Origin of the sequence: Paenibacillus sp. VMFN-D1 (assembly GCF_003386155.1) — a bacterium.
GTDB lineage: Bacteria > Bacillota > Bacilli > Paenibacillales > Paenibacillaceae > Paenibacillus_AQ > Paenibacillus_AQ favisporus.
The window spans coordinates 522,522-538,711 of the sequence record NZ_QRDU01000001.1 but is presented as its reverse complement, the minus strand read 5'-3'; the positions used below and the strand labels follow the sequence as shown (position 1 = coordinate 538,711).

The window sequence follows — 16,190 nt, the reverse complement described above, 5'->3', positions numbered from 1 at the left end:
CTCATCCCTTGGATGAGTTCCCTGTAAACGTATGGCGTGCCTGCACAACTACATCAGAAACCAAAGCCTGCAGCTCTTCTTCGGCTACAGGTTGTCCTACTGTATCCGATGGGCTCGCGGGCACATGCCAATGAGCGAGAAATTCGATATTTCCTTCACCGCCGGTAATCGGCGAAAACGTTAGTCCTTTTAGAATAAAGCCTAACTCCGCGGCAAAAGACAGCACGTTCATCAGCACTTCGCGGTGAACTTCAGGTTCCCGGACGACGCCGGACTTCCCGACCTTCTCCCTGCCGGCTTCAAACTGCGGCTTAATCAGCGCAGCCACGTCGGCCGGTTTGTTCAGGAGCGCCATCAGCGGGGGCAGGATGATGCGCAGCGAAATGAAGGATACATCGATGCTGGCAAAATCCGGGGAAGGGCCTTTCAGATCCTCGGGCGTCATGTAACGGAAGTTGGTCCGTTCCATCACGCACACCCGCTCGTCGTTTCGCAGCGACCAATCCAGCTGATTGTACCCGACATCAATGGCGTACACATAGCCGGCTCCGTTCTGAAGCGCGCAATCGGTAAAGCCGCCGGTGGATGACCCGATATCCAGCATCGTTCTGCCGGTCAGATCGATCCCGAAGGTGCGGAGCGCCTTCTCCAGCTTCAAACCGCCGCGGCTGACATAAGGATGCACAGCTCCCTTGACCCTAAGCGGCGTATCGCGCGGAATTTTCGTCCCCGCCTTTTCGATCGGTTCGTCTGCAGCTAAGACCAGCCCGGCCATAATCGCCGCCTTGGCTTTTTCCCGGCTCTCGTAAAAGCCCTGCTCAACGAGCAGGACATCGATTCGTTCTTTAGGCAAATTCATCGTTATCTCCTGACTGCACGGCGATTTCGGCGTCCATTAGGAAGGAAACTGGGTTTTGCCGATCTCGTAAGGATGCAGGGACATCAGCTTCTTGATCTCGCCGACTACTCCTGCTGCCGTAAGACCGGTCTCCTCCCGCTGCTCCTTCACGCTGCCATGCTCGATAAAGCGGTCGGGTACACCCATCAAGGACACTTTCGTGTCAAATATATGCTTCGAAGCATAAAACTCCAGCACGGCGCTGCCCAAGCTGCCCGCTTCGCTGGCTTCCTCGAGCACCACCATATTCGTGCCGTTCTCGGCAAGCTCCAGCAGCATTTCTTCATCCAGCGGCTTCATGAACCGGGCGTTGACCACCTGCAGGTGAATGCCTTCCCGTTTCAGCTGGTCTGCTGCCTCAAGCGCAACCTGAACCATCGGGCCGCAGGCTAAGACGGCGTATCCTTCGCCTTCACGGACGGTTTCCCATTTGCCGATCGGAATCGGCACAAGCTCCTCATCCAGATGAACCCCCAGGCCGTTGATCCGCGGGTAGCGGTAAGCAATCGGTCCGTCGTTATACTCCAGGGCGGTTTTCATCATATGTCTCAGCTCGTTTTCATCCTTCGGCATCATCATGACCATGTTCGGAATGTGGCGCATAAACGCGATGTCAAACACACCCTGATGCGTCTCGCCGTCGGCTCCTACGAAACCTGCCCGGTCGATGGCGAACATGACGTTGGCGTTATGGCGGCAAATATCGTGAACGATCTGGTCATACGCACGCTGCATGAACGTGGAATAGACGGCGAACACCGGCTTCATGCCCTCCATCGCCAACGCGGCGCACATCGTCGCCGCGTGCTGCTCCGCAATGCCGACGTCGATCATGCGGTCCGGAAACCGTTCGCTGAACGGAATGAGACCGGAACCACTTGGCATTGCAGGAGTTACCGCAATCAGACGCGGATCCTGCTCCCCAAGCTCGATCAGCGTCTTGCCAAATACGTCGGTGTACATCGGATTTCCTACCGATTTGAGCACCTGGCCCGTTTCGATTTTGTATGGAGATGCCCCGTGCCATTTATATGAATCCGCTTCTGCGGGTTTATATCCTTTGCCTTTGGTGGTAAGCACGTGCACGAATACCGGTCCGCGCACGTTGTCGGCCTGCTTGAACGTTTCGATCAGCTTGTGGATATCATGGCCGTCCACCGGTCCGAGATAAGTTAAGCCCAACTCTTCGAACAGCACGCCGGGAACCATCATGTATTTGAGGCTTTCCTTCAGCCTGGATCCGGTCTTGGCCAGCATGCCGCCGATTGCCGGGATCTTCTTCAGCATCATCTCAAGCTCGTCTTTTGCACGCAAATAATGGCGGTCCGAGCGGATTTTGCTCAAATAGTTATGCATGGCGCCGACGTTCGGCGCAATCGACATCTCGTTGTCGTTCAGAATGACCATCAGGTCCTTCTGTTCATGTCCGATATGGTTCAAAGCTTCGAATGCCATGCCGCCGGTAAGCGCACCGTCCCCGATCATGGCGATCACTTTGTTGTTTTCCCCTTTTAAGTCCCGGGCAACGGCCATGCCGATCGCCGCGGACAATGAGGTGCTGCTGTGCCCGGCCTCCCAGACGTCATGCTCGCTTTCGCTGCGTTTGACAAAGCCGCACATCCCCTTGTATTTCCGCAGCGTGTCGAACTGATCCATCCGGCCCGTCAGCATCTTGTGAACGTAGGCCTGATGTCCTACATCAAAAATAAATTTATCGCGCGGGCTGTTGTAGCAATAGTGCAGGGCCAGCGTGAGTTCCACCACTCCCAGATTTGATGCGAGATGCCCCCCGGTGACCGACAGCTTCTCAATCAGAAATTGACGGATTTCGGCCGCCAGAGAAGTGAGCTCGTCAACCGATAGTGATTTCAATTGTCCTGGCTCGTTAATTTGTGGAAGCAGCACGGCAATCTCCCCGCTTTCCTTCGTAATTAGTGATATGGTTATCCATGACATTCTTCCATGATTAGATTCTTTTCGCCATTATATCATAAAATGCCCATCATACATAAAGCATCATGCTCTAATGGTCCCTGTGCATTAAATAATCGGCGATCTCCAGCAGGCGCTCCGGATCCTGAAAACCGGCGTTCAAGACAGCCGCTTTGGCTTCTCGGGTCAGTGATTCGACCTGCTGCTGCGAAGCCTCCAGACCGATAAAATAAGGATATGTCACCTTCTCCTGCTTGATGTCGCTCTGTGTCTTCTTACCCAGTTTTGCCTCGTCTCCAACCAGGTCCAGGATATCGTCCTGAATTTGAAAGGCGAGCCCCAGGCGGCTGCCAAACGTACGCAGCGCTTCCAGCTCGCGCTCCGAGCCTCCGGCAATCCGTCCGCCGGCAAGGAGGGAGAAAATAATCAGATCGCCCGTCTTGTGCTGGTGGATATACTGAAGATGCTCCAGATCCGTAACTCCCTGCTCCCCTTCCATATCGGCCGCCTGTCCGCCAACCATGCCTCTTGGACCGGCCATCTCCGCGAGGTCCTGCACAATGGCCAAAATCGGGGCCGCATCAATGCCATGCTTCGCCGAGATTCGGGCGATCGTATAAAAGGCATGCGTCAGCAGGGCGTCCCCGGCCAGAATGGCGGTAGCTTCGCCATATACTTTATGATTGGTCAGTTTGCCCCGGCGGTAGTCATCATTATCCATAGCCGGCAAATCATCATGAATGAGCGAGTAGGTATGCACCATTTCAACGGCGCATGCCGCATCAAGGGCCGCCTCCCCATTGCCTCCGAGCGCTTCGCAAGCCGCGATCACCAGCAGCGGACGGAGCCGCTTTCCTCCGGCCATCAAGGAATACGTCATGGATTCCTTTAATGAAGAAGGAACCTGCCAATGATGAGGCAGGCTGTCCTCCAACGAGGCGGTTACTTTCTCGGAAATCTGCTGCATGTATTCCTGGAACGAAACCCGGTCACTCAAAAACTTCACCGCCGCTCTGATCGAGCTGTCCGCCGCCGAACGGCTTCTTGCGAAGCTCCCCATCCTCTTCAACGATCATCTCGATTTTCCGTTCCACCTGTTCGAGCTTCTGCCCGCACAGCTGGGACAGCTTCATTCCCTGCTGGAACAGCTCAATCGCCTTTTCGAGCGGAACGTCGCCGTGCTCCAGTTCTCCGACGATATCCTCAAGCTGAACCATTGCGTCCTCAAAGCTGAGCTCTTTTTCATTCCCCATGTTCCTGTGCATCCTCCTTCAGTTCCCATACCTGGCAGGATAACTGGCCGTCGTTCACTTTGATCTGGACCACGTCGCCAGGCTGTACCTCATGAATCGATTTAATTAAACGCTTTTCCTGCTCGTCATAAACGAGGCTGTAGCCGCGGGCCATAACCTTCAGCGGACTGAGGGCGTCCAGATGGCGCACGCCGGAAGTAAGCTGGGATTTCTTGTCTTTCAGTATGTTCTGCATCGTCTGAAGCAGCTGCCGGCGCGCCGCATCGTTGCGGCTCCGGGCCCCTGTCAGCTGCTCCTGCGGATTGTACCGCATCAGCGCATGGTACATGCGGCTTCTCTTTTCCCGGTTCAGCTGAACCCGGGAACGCAGGTTGCCGCTCAGCCGCTGGCGCAGCATGTCCAGGCGCTCCGCATGCTGCAGCATGTAGCGCCGCGGATGCAGCAGCACGGGCGAGCGCTGCAGGGACGCCAGCTGCTGGCGGCTGCGCTTCACCCGCTGCTGAAGCAGCTGGAGCAGCAGCCGTTCCCGCTGCTGCAGCCGCGCCTTCAGCTCGCCTGCATGCGGCACGGCCAGCTCCGCGGCCGCGGTCGGAGTCGCCGCTCTCAGGTCTGCGGCGAAGTCCGCGATCGTAAAGTCGGTTTCGTGTCCGACGGCCGAAATGACCGGTATATGCGAGGCGCGAATCGCCCGCGCGACCATTTCTTCGTTAAAGGCCCACAGCTCCTCCAGTGAGCCGCCGCCGCGGCCGACGATCAGCACGTCCGCTTCATCCAGCTCGTTCATCGTGCGAATGGCCTTCACGATCGAGGGAGCGGCCCCTTTTCCCTGGACCAGGACAGGGGCGAGAATGATCCGCGCCCGCGGGTAACGCCGCTCAAGCGTCGTCATAATATCGCGTACGGCCGCACCTGTCGGCGACGTGATGACGCCGATCGTCTCCGGAAACTCCGGAATCGGCCGCTTGCGGTCTGCAGCAAACAGCCCTTCTTTCTCCAGCTTTTCCTTAAGCTGCTCGTAAGCCAAATACAGGCTGCCGATCCCGTCGGGCTGCATTTGGGTGGCATAAAATTGATACTGCCCATCCCGCTCGTATACCGTAACATTCCCTCTAGCGATGACCCTTGAGCCTTCCTTGGGGCGAAACGGCAGCCGCTGGTTATGGGAAGCAAACATAATCGCTTTGATGCGGCTCCCTTCATCCTTGAGCGTGAAATACATATGCCCGCTGGAATGGTGGGTAAAATTCGATATTTCCCCCCGGATCCAGACGTCGGACAGCAGACTGTCCGAGTCCATCTTCATCCGGATATAACGGTTCAAGTCCTTGATTGAAAAAATACGCTGCGGCTCCATGGCATCCGCTCCGTTATGCCAATCCGTGGTGGCGTTTGGCCGCGATCAGGGTGTTCTGCATCAGCATCGTAATCGTCATCGGTCCTACGCCGCCAGGCACCGGCGTGATCGGTCCCGATACTTCCTTAACGCTTTCGAAATCCACGTCCCCGGCCAGCTTGCCGTTCTCCAGCCGGTTCATGCCCACGTCGATGACGACGGCACCCGGTTTCACAAAGCTTGCATCGATGAAATTGGCCCGACCGATCGCAACGACCAGAATGTCAGCCTGGCGCGCAATGTCCGCCATGCCGATCGTCCGGGAGTGGCACATCGTCACGGTCGCGTTTTCGCGCTGAAGCAGCAGCGAAACCGGCTTGCCGACGATATTGCTGCGGCCGATGACGACGGCATGCTTTCCGGCCAGCTCTACACCCGCACGCTTGATCAGCTCGATGACGCCTGCCGGCGTGCATGGAAGAAGGCTGTCATCTCCGATGACCAGGTTGCCGACGTTTACCGGATGAAATCCGTCAACGTCCTTGTCTACCGCGATCGCGTTAATGACTGCCTTTTCGTCAATATGTCCGGGAAGCGGCAGCTGGACGAGGATGCCGTCAATGGTGTCCTGCTTGTTCAGCTTGTCCACCAATGCAAGCAAATCCTCCTGAGTCGTCGTGGCCGGAAGCCGGTGAACCTCCGAATAGTATCCGAGGTCGTGGCACGCTTTTTCCTTGTTTCGCACATAAACCTGGGAAGCCGGGTCCTCTCCTACCAGCACGACGGCAAGCCCCGGAGTGACGCCTTTGGCTGCCAGCTCCTTGACTTCGGCGGCAATTCCGGTCCGGATATCCTCAGAAACCTGTTTTCCATTGATAATAGATGCTGTCATGTCGCTCTCTCTCCCCTGTGTTTTAGATTGGCAAAGCGGACGGCTAAGCGTCCTTATGCAAGACTATGACTTCAATTGATCCAGCTCGCGGATCATGTTCCCCAGAACTCCATTGACAAACTTGCCCGAATCCTCGGTTCCGAAATGCTTGGCCAGCTCGATTGCCTCATTGACGGCAACCTTGGCCGGCACGTCGTCGCGATACAGCATTTCATAGGCGGCGAGGCGGAGGATTTGGCGGTCCACCTTGGAGAGGCGGCTCATTTGCCAGCCCTTCAAATAATTTTCCAGCAGGTCGTCCACCGCTTTTTTGCTGCCCCAAATGCCGTTTACGAGCCCCAGCACAAATTCCTTCAGTTCCGCTTCATCGGTGATGGTCCGCTCGGTATCATTTTCCTCGGCGGCATCCTCCAGCAGCATTTCCAGCGCTTCTTCGCTTGTTGCTTCGTTCATTTCCATCTGATACAGGCACTGAACGACCAGCTCCCTGGCTACACGTCTTTTCATCATGTTCCTCCTAGAACCTTGAAATTTCCTCTTGTCCTTATTATGGGTCACCGCGGGAATAAAAACATCGTGATTTACACAAAAAAACCGTGAGCATGTCAATCTCCAGAATATGGGCTTCAAGAAGCTGCAGCTCTTTTTCCGGAGAAAGGCATATCACGGGTTCATTTGAACGGGCGCCAGCGCTCGGAGAGCCACTGACCCATTTTCCGCCAGCGGAAAAAGGAATCCATCCGAAGATCCTTCCTTTTGCCGGCAGAATATCCTATGAACACTACCAATGCAAAGAACAACATATCCCAAAAACCCGCAAACAAATAAATAAAACCGAAAAAAATACCGCCGGCAATACCGGTAATCCGTCCTTTGTGACTCTCCCAAATTTCTTTCCAGATCACTCGGAGAATTCACCTCTATTCCACTCTACTCTTGATCACTGGTGCATGGGCCACATTCGCTATATATACCGCCACGTTAGAGACCGGAATGCCTGTCGTTTCCTGAAGGTGATCATGAACCTGCTTCTGCACGTCGGTGGTCATGGCCGGGATGGACACATCGCCGTCAACGACGGCGCGAATCATGATTTCAAGGCCCGCTTCCGTCACATGGATCCTGGCCTTCAGGTCCTTGACGCCCCGCACCCGCGAAGCCGCCTTAAGGCACAGGTTCTCGATCGTCTCCACCGAGATCTGAATGTCACCGAATTCGGTCCTCTGATCAATGGAGTGGACATGCGTTCTGTCCGGGCGAATCGAGATATAGAAGAAGCGGATACTGAGTAAAAAGAGGATCACCGCCGCCACGATGACCGTCAGCTGAAGCTCGGCTGTGTTCAGCAGTTCATCCGGAGACGGAACCAAATCACTCATGAGGAGGATGGCAAATACACATATTACTCCGATACTCAAGCTGTAAATAAACAGCAGAAGTCTGTCCAGTATCTTAGCCACGAACAGCACAGCCTCCTTAAATTAGAGTAAACCCTCGACATTTCGGGTGTCGGGGGTTATGGTGACCAATTGAATCCTTTATTTTACGCGCTGACTGTAATCAACGTCTTCGGCTCTTTCCGCGTTTTTGAAGTAAACATCATGGATATGCACATTGACTTCAATGACCGTAAGGCCTGTCATCATTTCGATGGAGCGTTTGACATTGCGCTGGATTTCCGTCGCCACTTCCGGCAGGCGGTTTCCGTACTCGATAATAACCGAGACGTCCACAGCCGCTTCGCGCTGGCCGACTTCCACCTTCACGCCTTTGGACAAATTTTTGCGGCCAAGCAGCTCGGCGATGCCTCCGGCAAATCCGCCGCTCATGCCGGCGACGCCCTTCACTTCCACCGTAGCCAGACCCGCGATCACTTCAATCACTTCAGGTGCTATTTGAATTTCACCGATGTCCGTACGTTCAAATTCACTCGGTAATGTGCTCATCCCTGAATCAACACACCTTTCAGATAATATATAAAACCGCTTCAGACGAAAGCAGGATTGCCCCTAATCATTCATACTATACCATTTGGGGAACTTTATGACAAACAATCCGAAGCAGGCGTCAGATTTCGTTTTCCTCCAAAAACTTGATGTCAAAATCGCCGCGGTTGAACACCGGATGCTCCATCAGCTTCTGATGGAACGGAATGGTGGTGTGCACGCCCTCGATGACGAATTCGGACAGCGCCCGCTTCATCTTGGCAATCGCCTCCTGACGCGTCGGCGCCCACACGATCAGCTTCGCGATCATGGAATCGTAGAACGGAGGAATGCTGTAGCCCGGATAGGCCGCGCTGTCCACCCGTACACCAGGACCGCCCGGTGGCAGGTAAAATTGGATTTTGCCCGGAGCCGGCATAAAGTTGCGGTCCGGATCTTCCGCGTTGACGCGGCATTCGATCGACCAGCCGTTAATTTGAACGTCTTCCTGCTTAAACGACAATGGGTGACCTTCCGCGACCGAAATCATTTCTTTGATCAAATCCACATTGGTGACCATTTCCGTAACCGGATGCTCCACCTGAATGCGGGTATTCATTTCCATGAAGTAGAACTGGCCGTCGTTGCCGAGCAGAAACTCGAGCGTACCTGCACCCGAGTAGTTAACGGCAAGTGCTGCGCGGACTGCGGCTTCACCCATCCGCTGACGAATCTCGGGGGACAGCACCGGACAAGGCGCTTCCTCGATCAGTTTCTGGCGGCGGCGCTGCACCGAGCAGTCGCGTTCGCCCAGGTGAACGACGTTGCCGTGGTTGTCGGCAATCACTTGAATCTCAACGTGCTTCATGCCGGTCAAATATTTCTCCAGATAAACGCCGGCATTGCCGAACGCCTTTTGGGCTTCCTGCTGTGCCGCCGTGATTTGCTTAATCAGCGCCTGCTCGTCCTCAGCGATACGGATTCCTTTTCCGCCGCCGCCGGCCGTCGCTTTGATAATCAATGGGTAGCCGATGTCCCGGCCGATCATTACCGCCTCATCCAGATCCTCAACCAGGCCGTCAGAACCCGGAATGACCGGCACGCCGGCGCTCTTCATCGTCTGCTTCGCAACCGCTTTGTCGCCCATCTTGTTGATGGCGTCGGCCGAAGGTCCGATAAAGGTAATGTTGCAGGACTCGCAGATTTCCGCGAAATCGGCATTCTCGGCGAGAAATCCGTATCCCGGATGAACGGCGTCGCATTCCGTCAACGTGGCGACGCTCATAATGTTGGTGAAATTCAGGTAACTGTCTTTCGAAAGCGTAGGGCCGATACAGTATGCCTCGTCCGCCAAACGGACGTGGAGCGCTTCCTTGTCGGCCTCCGAATAAACCGCAACGGTGGAAATGCCGAGCTCGCGGCAGGCCCGGATAATCCGGACTGCGATCTCACCGCGGTTGGCAATCAGAATTTTTTGAAATTTCATGCAAGTAACCTCCTCCATTGTGCGGTGCCTATTCCGACTTCACCAGAAACAGAGGCTGCCCGTATTCCACCAGTTGTCCGTTCTCCGCAAGAATCTCAACGATGGTGCCTTTTACTTCTGCTTCGAGCTCATTCATCAGCTTCATCGCTTCAATAATGCAAACCGTCGTTTTCTCGTCAACGCGGTCACCGACGCTGACAAACGGCGCGGCGTCCGGAGAAGAGGCTTTGTAGAACGTTCCTACCATCGGGGAGACGATTTTATGTAGTGAGGAAGAAGCCGCATCCGGTGCTGCTGCCTGTCCTGCTGCAGGGGCCTGCGCATTGTCGGCGGGTGCCTGTACGTATTGCGGAGCCTGCTGTGCGGCAGGGGCCTGTACAAATTGAGGCGCAGCCTGAACGCTAACCACTTCGGTTTTGCCCGGCTTGCGGATGGAAAGGCGTGCTCCTTCTGATTCAAGTTCAAGTTCATGTACGGAGGTCTCATCGACCAGCTTAATCAATTCTTTTATCTCGTTCAATTTAAACATTCGCAATTCACTCCTTCAGCTGCATGGAAGCCGTGGCTTCGGACAATTCATACACATAACGATAAGTATTATAACATAATCGGAAGAAATGGAAAGAGTCCTGGGCTGTCCCGGACTCTTTCGACGATATTTCTGTTTTTCCGCCATTTTACTCGGAGACGACTTTCACGCTGACTTTGTCCTGGGTCACTTTCAGCTCTTTCATCACCAGCTGAACGATGCCCGCTGCCTGCTTGGCATCCATTTTGTCGCTCAGGACGAGCACTTGGTACTTGTCGTCATTTTCCTTCACGAATGCGTTCGCAAAGGAGAATTTTTGCTCCAGCTCTTCCTCGATGCTTTCGATGATCGTCTCTTTGTTTTCGAGCGCCTGCAGTTCCTGGCTCGCCTTGGCCGAAGCTTCGCTGTCCTTGCTCATGTCATTGATCGCCGCCATCAGGTCGTTTGTTTTTTGAGCATTCGTCTGCGACCGCTGCCATTGAAGAGATTCGAGCATGCTGCTGCCTGTCGAAGCCTGGGAAGCCACTTCCTTCAGGATCTCATCGTCCGTTTTTTCCGTGCTTGCGGTTGTCTTGCCGGCGTCTGTTTTACTTGTGGATGCCGTTTTATCGTCCGCGGCTTTGTCGGTTGTTGCTGCGCTCTTTTGTCCGGCGTCAGCCGTATCCTTGGCTGTGTCTTTGGCTGCGGCGTCCTTATCGGCCGTGCTGCCAGCAGCTGCGGTATCCTTCGTTGCATCCTTAGCCGCGTCTTCCTTCGACGTATCCTGGGCTGTATCCTTCGCGGCGGAACCGTCGGCCTTGCCCGCATCCGCGGTCTTGTCACCCGATTGGCCCGATGTCACGACTTCGTCTACGACAACCCCGTTGTCTTTGCTGCCGGCCGAGGCCGTCGTCTTGGCGTCTTTGTCGGTTTTGCTGTCCACCTGCTGGCTGTCGGCGACCGGCGTCTTCGACGTCCCGGAGTCCTCGGTAAACAGATAATAAGCAGACAGGACTACCATCAAACTGAGCATCGACACCAACCAAATCGTTTGTCTTTTACTGTTCATTCGTTAAATCCTCCTCATAAGTCAACTGGATTATATCGGGGAAATCGGCTTACCCCTGCTTGCGCGGAACGACGGAGATCCGGTAATCCGGTACGTTCAGGCCTTTTTCCACCGCGTCCACAATCAAGTTGCGAACCACTTCGTTCTCTGCACCTTTGGCTACGATCAGCACCCCGCGAATTTGCGGCTTTACCTTTTTCGTAATGATCGGCGTCTGCGTTCCCGACTGCTCGTAGGTGACGATCTCGCCATCCCGGGTATACTGGGTCGTATGGCGCTGACCGCCGTTCGCGTCGTTTTCTTCCGACTGCTGCTGGGAGTCTTTCACATTCCGTTGATAGACGATTTCCTCCGTGGAATCCACCGTGACCATGACGTCCACCGTGCCTACGCCAACGATTTTCTCCAAAATGTCCTTCATCCTGCCTTCGGCCGTTTCCTCAATCGCTGCAAAGTCCGAAGTCTGACCTGCCGAGCTCTGGAACGTTTCCTGGGACTCGGCCCCAGCCGGAGGCTCCCTCCCTATGTTTTCGTTATCGAGTTTCTTCACATTGACAAAGGAGTTGAACAGCACGATTGCCACCCCGATCAAGCCGACGATGATCAGCCACCTGAACGTATGTACCCGCTTCGTCCCTCCCTGTCCGCCCCCCAGCCATTGCTCAAGCTTCTTCAGCCACTTCCCCATCGTTTCACCTCCGCCTTCATAACCGGGACTCCTGCCCGGATCCGCTTCGTACCGTGATCACTTCCGGATCGATATTCCATTCGCTTGCCAGCAGCTTGCGGACTTCGCCGGCGCTCTTGTCATCCACAGCGCCTGCGGCCTCCTGCGCTTGATCCTCATCCGGATCAGAATTCGTTTGATCTGTTCCAGCCTGCTTCTCATCCGGCTCGATCGTGACCTGCACGTGAACCGGCTTCACCGGCTCGATCTGGATGCCGTTCTCCCCCTGGGTGCCGCCCGAACTGCCCGAATCGCCTTGCGAATTCCTCATTGTAACGGTGACTGCGCTAATGTACGGCTGTGACTGGCCGGCTCCGGCATTCGGATCGTCATTAGACTTCGGCAGTCCCAGCACAACCTGCACGTTCGCGGGTTCCTCGCCGGTTTGCTGCTTGATCTGTTCCTTCATGGTGGAAGCGACCTGCTCCCCCGCCCACTGGAGTGTTTGTTTCTGCTGCCGATGCTTGATCTGTTCGGCTTCGTCCATAATCTGCTCGAGGCTGGTTTTGGAGCCGCTGCCACCCGGCTGCCGGTCCATCCGGCCGATCGCTGCGCTCAGCTTGTCAAGCGGGTCGTCGGTCACGATCCGGATCAGGGGATTCAGCAGGGTGACCAGCACGAGCAGGCTCAGGACCAGCTTGACGTAGCGTTCCATGGATCTGCTTGGCAGCAGCATATCAACGAAGGTGGCGAGCAGCACAACCATGATGACTTCTTTCAGCCAGTTTCCAAGCCATTCCACGGGCTTCCCCTCCCTTCACCGCATCATGACGGTCACGTTGCCAGCCGTCAGCATGATGGTGATCGCCAGGAAAAACATCAGTCCGACCGCCGCCAGGGCGGCAAAGACGTATATCATGCTTTTGCCGATCGTGTCCAGGCAGGCGGTGATCGGGGAATCCCCGAGCGGCTGCATGATGGCTGCCGATACTTTGTAGATCAGCGCAAGCGTCAGGATTTTGATGGCCGGAAAGGCGCAAAGGAACAGGATAATGATGACGCCTGCCAGACCGATAGAGTTTTTCACCAGCAGCGATGCCGAGATCACCGTGTCCGTCGCATCCGCAAACATTTTGCCTACGACCGGAATGAAGCTTCCGGAGACGTATTTGGCGGCCCGGATCGTCACCCCGTCGGTAATGGATCCCGTGATGCCCTGCACGGAGATAACGCCGAGAAAAATCGTCAGCAGCACCCCGAGCAGCCCTACGCTGATGTTGCGCAGCAAGTTCGCCATCTGCGTCAGCTTGTACTTATCCGACAGCGAGCTGACCAGATGAAGCACGGCTGAGAAGAAGAGCAGCGGAAACACCATGACGTGGATCAGCGTTCCGATCGTATTGATCATGAAGATGATCAGCGGATGCGTAACGGACACGGTGACGATGTTGCCCATCGAAGCCAGCAACGCGAACAGCAGCGGTACCATCGCCATCATGAAGTCGATCATCCGGTCGATCGCCTCTTTGGCATAACCGATCGCGACGTTGAAGCTGTTGATGGCCAGCACGATGATGACCATATAGCATAGGGCGTATGCGACTTTGCTCACCGTTTTCCTCTCAAAAGCCGCCTGAAGCGTCTCCAGAATCATGCTCATGATGCTCAGGATGACGATCGTGACGAGCAGCTTGCCGTTGTACAGCACCTCATGCCACATTAAGGTCCCTGCCGCGGTCAGCACCGATTTGAGGCTGAAGCCGCTGCCGCCGGGAAGGAGCATATCCATGAAGGATGGTGTTTTCTGGTCCGGAAAAAATCCCCCGTATTCCTTCATCAAGGTGTCCCAGTACTTCTCCACCTGATCCTTCGGCAAATTCTCCGCCTGGCTCTGGATCAGCTGATCCGTGGGTGAAGCCGCAAAGACCCGGGTAATCCCTGCCACCATGAACACGACAAACAAAATAACGATGTGCATCTTGTCCGGCAGCCTCTGCAGTCCCGGCATGTCTTCACCCCTCTCCTTCAGGCTGGCAGCAGCTTAAGCACCGTTTCGATGATAATGCCGATAATGGGGATGGCAAGCACCATGATCAGCACCTTGCCCGCGAGTTCGATTTTGGAAGCGATGCTTTCCTGCCCGGCGTCTCTGACGAGCTGCGCCCCAAACTCGGCGATATAAGCGATCCCTATAATTTTCAGTATCGTTTTCAGGTAGATCATCTGGACTCCCGATGCCTCGGCCAGCCGCTGGAGCTCCTGGATCACCATACCGATTTTGCCGATCAGGAACATGAAGATCAGCACGCCGGTCGCGGCGGCCAGGACGAAAGCGAACATCGGCTTGTGCTCCTTGATGACGAGGATCAGAATCGTGGACAGAAGCCCAAGGCCTACCACTTGAATAATTTCCATCGTTAGCAACCCCTACTGGAACAAAAAGATGGTTTTGATCTCCTGCAGCAGGTTATCGAGCAGCCGGACGACCATGAACAGCACCACGACAAAACCAATGACCGTCACCCAATGAGCCATATCCTCTTTTCCCATTTGCTTCAGCACTGTGTGAATCATGGCAATGATGATGCCGATTCCCGCAATCTGGAAAATTGCGTTCACTTCAAAGTTCATTCCTAGGCACCTCGCTAAAAGATCAAAATAACGATCAATGCTCCGATGAGCAGCCCGAGACTTTTACTGATCTTCTCGTATTTGGCCTGGTCGTCCCTGGCTGTTGCTTCTTCATGCTTCAACTGCTCGACGGCCAGCTGGATGTGCTTGATTTGGTCCTGCCGGTCGCTTGTCCCGAGCGTGAAGCTGAGCTGATGCAGCACCTCGCGTTCAGGTGCCTTCATGGAGGTCCGCTTCCAGTTCTCTTGGAGAGAACGCTGCAGGCTCTCCTGGGCGGTCAATCCTGTGGCCGGCCCCATCTCACGTGCTGCATTCAGAAAAAAGGTATGGAGAGGCTCCCGCATTTGATCCGCTATTTTGCGAAGTGCTTCCGGAAGTGGGGTAAATCCATAGGTGATTTCGGTCGACAGCCGCTGCAGGGCCAGGATCAGCTCCCGGATCTGCTTCGGCCGGCTGGCAAACTGCCTGGCCTGATGGAATCCGGCCAGTGTGCCGGACAGCAGAATCAGCACGGCGCCAAAAAGCTTAAGCAAGGAAGTTCACCCCTCTCTGGCTGCCCGTCTGAAGCTGCAGCGGCCGGTGCTGCTGGTCGAGGATCCGGCAGCTTAACCCTTGTGCCTTCCTTTTTAAAAGAACGTACCTCTCAAACATTCCGGTTTCCATGAGCCCGGCCAGGGCGGGCCGGTGCTTCAGCTCTTCGATGCCGCCGGCATGCGCCGTGGCGACGACCGTAATGCCCGCATGCAGCGCCTCCGTCACCGATTCGGCGTCCTCTCCCCGGCCGATCTCATCCACCATGAGAACATCCGGAGACATGGACCGGATCATCATCATCATGCCTTCCGCCTTCGGACAGGCATCCATCACGTCGGTGCGGGGTCCGACGTCAAAGCTCGGCACGCCTTTGAGGCAGCCGGCGATCTCGGAACGCTCGTCGACGATGCCCACCTTCATCCCCGGCAGGCTGGATTTGCCCAGCCCGGGGAGCCCGCTGCTGATCTGTCTCGCCAAATCCCGCAGAAGGGTCGTCTTGCCCTGCTGCGGTGCCGATAGCAGAAGCGTATGCCGAATCCTGTTTCCTTCCCTATCGATCAGAAAGGGGAGGATGCCGTCAGCGGCACCCTTCACTTCCCGGGCAATCCGCACATTGAATCCGCTGATATCGCGGATATGCTCGACATGTCCGGCGTGAAGCACCGTTCTTCCTGCCAAGCCGATGCGGTGTCCGCCGGGAATGGTGATAAAGCCTTTGCGAAGCTCTTCCTCCATCGTGTACAGCGAATGGTTGCTGATCAGATCGAGCAGCCTTCGGCTGTCCTCCCGCTGCGGCTTGTACGCCTTGTCCGCATCCAGCGTCAGCGTGCTTTGTCCCGTAACATAGTGGTGTGAGCCTGCGCCGTTGATCTCCAGCGGCCTGCCTTCACGGATGCGTACCTCCTCCACGATGCTCAGAATATGGTGAGGGAGCTGGTGAAGGATCGATTTGACCGGCTCCGGAAATAACTCCAGCCAGTTTGGATTTGTAATAGGACCACCCCCGTGCTGCCTTTCTCCTGTAAGCTTGTTCAACTTCAGATGGATAAACTACTAGTTGTT

General features: G+C 55.4%; 20 protein-coding genes. All 20 read right to left on the bottom strand.

The annotated features are described in order from the left end of the window. Window position 1: 1 nt before the first annotated feature. Window positions 2-859: a TlyA family RNA methyltransferase gene (locus C7820_RS02535; RefSeq protein ID WP_116229648.1), complete on the bottom strand. Its 858-nt coding sequence runs from the start codon at window positions 857-859 to the stop codon at window positions 2-4. Window positions 860-895: 36 nt separating this feature from the next. Beyond that, window positions 896-2,803 (bottom strand): 1-deoxy-D-xylulose-5-phosphate synthase, encoded by a 1,908-nt coding sequence (gene dxs / locus C7820_RS02530; protein WP_076170175.1) that lies wholly within the window; start codon window positions 2,801-2,803, stop codon window positions 896-898. 118 nt (window positions 2,804-2,921) lie between these two features. Next, window positions 2,922-3,848 (bottom strand): polyprenyl synthetase family protein, encoded by a 927-nt coding sequence (locus C7820_RS02525; RefSeq protein ID WP_181153020.1) that lies wholly within the window; start codon window positions 3,846-3,848, stop codon window positions 2,922-2,924. Further along, entirely contained in the window at window positions 3,820-4,083 is a 264-nt protein-coding gene (xseB, locus tag C7820_RS02520) for an exodeoxyribonuclease VII small subunit (protein WP_116229647.1), read from the bottom strand. The genes C7820_RS02525 and xseB overlap by 29 nt, the downstream gene beginning before the upstream one ends. Further along, complete coding sequence (gene xseA / locus C7820_RS02515; protein ID WP_116229646.1) at window positions 4,073-5,437, bottom strand: exodeoxyribonuclease VII large subunit; 1,365 nt, start codon at window positions 5,435-5,437, stop codon at window positions 4,073-4,075. Before xseA ends, xseB begins: the two co-directional genes overlap by 11 nt. 13 nt (window positions 5,438-5,450) lie before the next feature. Further along, window positions 5,451-6,308: a bifunctional methylenetetrahydrofolate dehydrogenase/methenyltetrahydrofolate cyclohydrolase FolD gene (folD, locus tag C7820_RS02510; protein WP_116229645.1), complete on the bottom strand. Its 858-nt coding sequence runs from the start codon at window positions 6,306-6,308 to the stop codon at window positions 5,451-5,453. A 63-nt stretch (window positions 6,309-6,371) separates the two neighbouring features. Next, window positions 6,372-6,815: a transcription antitermination factor NusB gene (gene nusB, locus C7820_RS02505; protein WP_076170018.1), complete on the bottom strand. Its 444-nt coding sequence runs from the start codon at window positions 6,813-6,815 to the stop codon at window positions 6,372-6,374. A 164-nt stretch (window positions 6,816-6,979) separates the two neighbouring features. Then, complete coding sequence (locus C7820_RS02500) at window positions 6,980-7,213, bottom strand: DUF2273 domain-containing protein (RefSeq protein WP_116229644.1); 234 nt, start codon at window positions 7,211-7,213, stop codon at window positions 6,980-6,982. Window positions 7,214-7,228: 15 nt separating this feature from the next. Further along, entirely contained in the window at window positions 7,229-7,768 is a 540-nt protein-coding gene (gene amaP, locus C7820_RS02495; RefSeq protein ID WP_076170174.1) for an alkaline shock response membrane anchor protein AmaP, read from the bottom strand. A gap of 78 nt (window positions 7,769-7,846) precedes the next feature. Further along, on the bottom strand, window positions 7,847-8,254 hold the full coding sequence (locus C7820_RS02490) for an Asp23/Gls24 family envelope stress response protein (protein ID WP_076170016.1): 408 nt from the start codon (window positions 8,252-8,254) through the stop codon (window positions 7,847-7,849). Window positions 8,255-8,375: 121 nt separating this feature from the next. Then, window positions 8,376-9,719 carry an acetyl-CoA carboxylase biotin carboxylase subunit gene (gene accC, locus C7820_RS02485; RefSeq protein ID WP_116229643.1) on the bottom strand — a complete coding sequence of 448 codons (1,344 nt, stop codon included), beginning with the start codon at window positions 9,717-9,719 and terminating at the stop codon, window positions 8,376-8,378. Between the two features lie 28 nt (window positions 9,720-9,747). Further along, on the bottom strand, window positions 9,748-10,248 hold the full coding sequence (accB, locus tag C7820_RS02480; protein WP_089548096.1) for an acetyl-CoA carboxylase biotin carboxyl carrier protein: 501 nt from the start codon (window positions 10,246-10,248) through the stop codon (window positions 9,748-9,750). A gap of 148 nt (window positions 10,249-10,396) precedes the next feature. Further along, on the bottom strand, window positions 10,397-11,296 hold the full coding sequence (locus C7820_RS02475; protein WP_089548097.1) for a SpoIIIAH-like family protein: 900 nt from the start codon (window positions 11,294-11,296) through the stop codon (window positions 10,397-10,399). Between the two features lie 49 nt (window positions 11,297-11,345). Then, window positions 11,346-11,984 carry a stage III sporulation protein AG gene (gene spoIIIAG, locus C7820_RS02470; protein WP_076170012.1) on the bottom strand — a complete coding sequence of 213 codons (639 nt, stop codon included), beginning with the start codon at window positions 11,982-11,984 and terminating at the stop codon, window positions 11,346-11,348. 16 nt (window positions 11,985-12,000) lie between these two features. After that, window positions 12,001-12,765, bottom strand: coding sequence for a stage III sporulation protein AF (gene spoIIIAF, locus C7820_RS02465; RefSeq protein ID WP_116229642.1), 765 nt, complete (start codon window positions 12,763-12,765; stop codon window positions 12,001-12,003). Between the two features lie 15 nt (window positions 12,766-12,780). Further along, on the bottom strand, window positions 12,781-13,971 hold the full coding sequence (spoIIIAE, locus tag C7820_RS02460) for a stage III sporulation protein AE (protein WP_116229641.1): 1,191 nt from the start codon (window positions 13,969-13,971) through the stop codon (window positions 12,781-12,783). 17 nt (window positions 13,972-13,988) lie between these two features. Continuing rightward, a complete protein-coding gene (gene spoIIIAD / locus C7820_RS02455) occupies window positions 13,989-14,378 on the bottom strand; it encodes a stage III sporulation protein AD (RefSeq protein WP_076170009.1) in 390 nt (129 codons plus the stop codon). A 12-nt stretch (window positions 14,379-14,390) separates the two neighbouring features. Beyond that, complete coding sequence (gene spoIIIAC, locus C7820_RS02450; RefSeq protein ID WP_076170008.1) at window positions 14,391-14,594, bottom strand: stage III sporulation protein AC; 204 nt, start codon at window positions 14,592-14,594, stop codon at window positions 14,391-14,393. 14 nt (window positions 14,595-14,608) lie between these two features. Continuing rightward, window positions 14,609-15,127 (bottom strand): stage III sporulation protein SpoIIIAB, encoded by a 519-nt coding sequence (gene spoIIIAB, locus C7820_RS02445; protein ID WP_116229640.1) that lies wholly within the window; start codon window positions 15,125-15,127, stop codon window positions 14,609-14,611. Beyond that, the gene (gene spoIIIAA / locus C7820_RS02440; protein WP_285855055.1) at window positions 15,120-16,163 is read right to left on the bottom strand and encodes a stage III sporulation protein AA; all 1,044 of its coding nucleotides are present in this window, start codon (window positions 16,161-16,163) and stop codon (window positions 15,120-15,122) included. Before spoIIIAA ends, spoIIIAB begins: the two co-directional genes overlap by 8 nt. Between the last annotated feature and the right edge of the window lie 27 nt (window positions 16,164-16,190).

Bases quoted from the DNA above. Each gene is read 5' to 3' on its own strand.
- spoIIIAC (WP_076170008.1), bottom strand. From the start codon at position 14,594: ATGAACTTTGAAGTGAACGCAATTTTCCAGATTGCGGGAATCGGCATC.
- spoIIIAD (WP_076170009.1), bottom strand. From the start codon at position 14,378: ATGGAAATTATTCAAGTGGTAGGCCTTGGGCTTCTGTCCACGATTCTG.
- accB (WP_089548096.1), bottom strand. From the start codon at position 10,248: ATGTTTAAATTGAACGAGATAAAAGAATTGATTAAGCTGGTCGATGAG.
- xseB (WP_116229647.1), bottom strand. From the start codon at position 4,083: ATGGGGAATGAAAAAGAGCTCAGCTTTGAGGACGCAATGGTTCAGCTT.
- accC (WP_116229643.1), bottom strand. From the start codon at position 9,719: ATGAAATTTCAAAAAATTCTGATTGCCAACCGCGGTGAGATCGCAGTC.
- nusB (WP_076170018.1), bottom strand. From the start codon at position 6,815: ATGAAAAGACGTGTAGCCAGGGAGCTGGTCGTTCAGTGCCTGTATCAG.
- spoIIIAG (WP_076170012.1), bottom strand. From the start codon at position 11,984: ATGGGGAAGTGGCTGAAGAAGCTTGAGCAATGGCTGGGGGGCGGACAG.
- C7820_RS02475 (WP_089548097.1), bottom strand. From the start codon at position 11,296: ATGAACAGTAAAAGACAAACGATTTGGTTGGTGTCGATGCTCAGTTTG.
- xseA (WP_116229646.1), bottom strand. From the start codon at position 5,437: ATGGAGCCGCAGCGTATTTTTTCAATCAAGGACTTGAACCGTTATATC.
- C7820_RS02535 (WP_116229648.1), bottom strand. From the start codon at position 859: ATGAATTTGCCTAAAGAACGAATCGATGTCCTGCTCGTTGAGCAGGGC.
- spoIIIAE (WP_116229641.1), bottom strand. From the start codon at position 13,971: ATGCCGGGACTGCAGAGGCTGCCGGACAAGATGCACATCGTTATTTTG.
- C7820_RS02490 (WP_076170016.1), bottom strand. From the start codon at position 8,254: ATGAGCACATTACCGAGTGAATTTGAACGTACGGACATCGGTGAAATT.
- folD (WP_116229645.1), bottom strand. From the start codon at position 6,308: ATGACAGCATCTATTATCAATGGAAAACAGGTTTCTGAGGATATCCGG.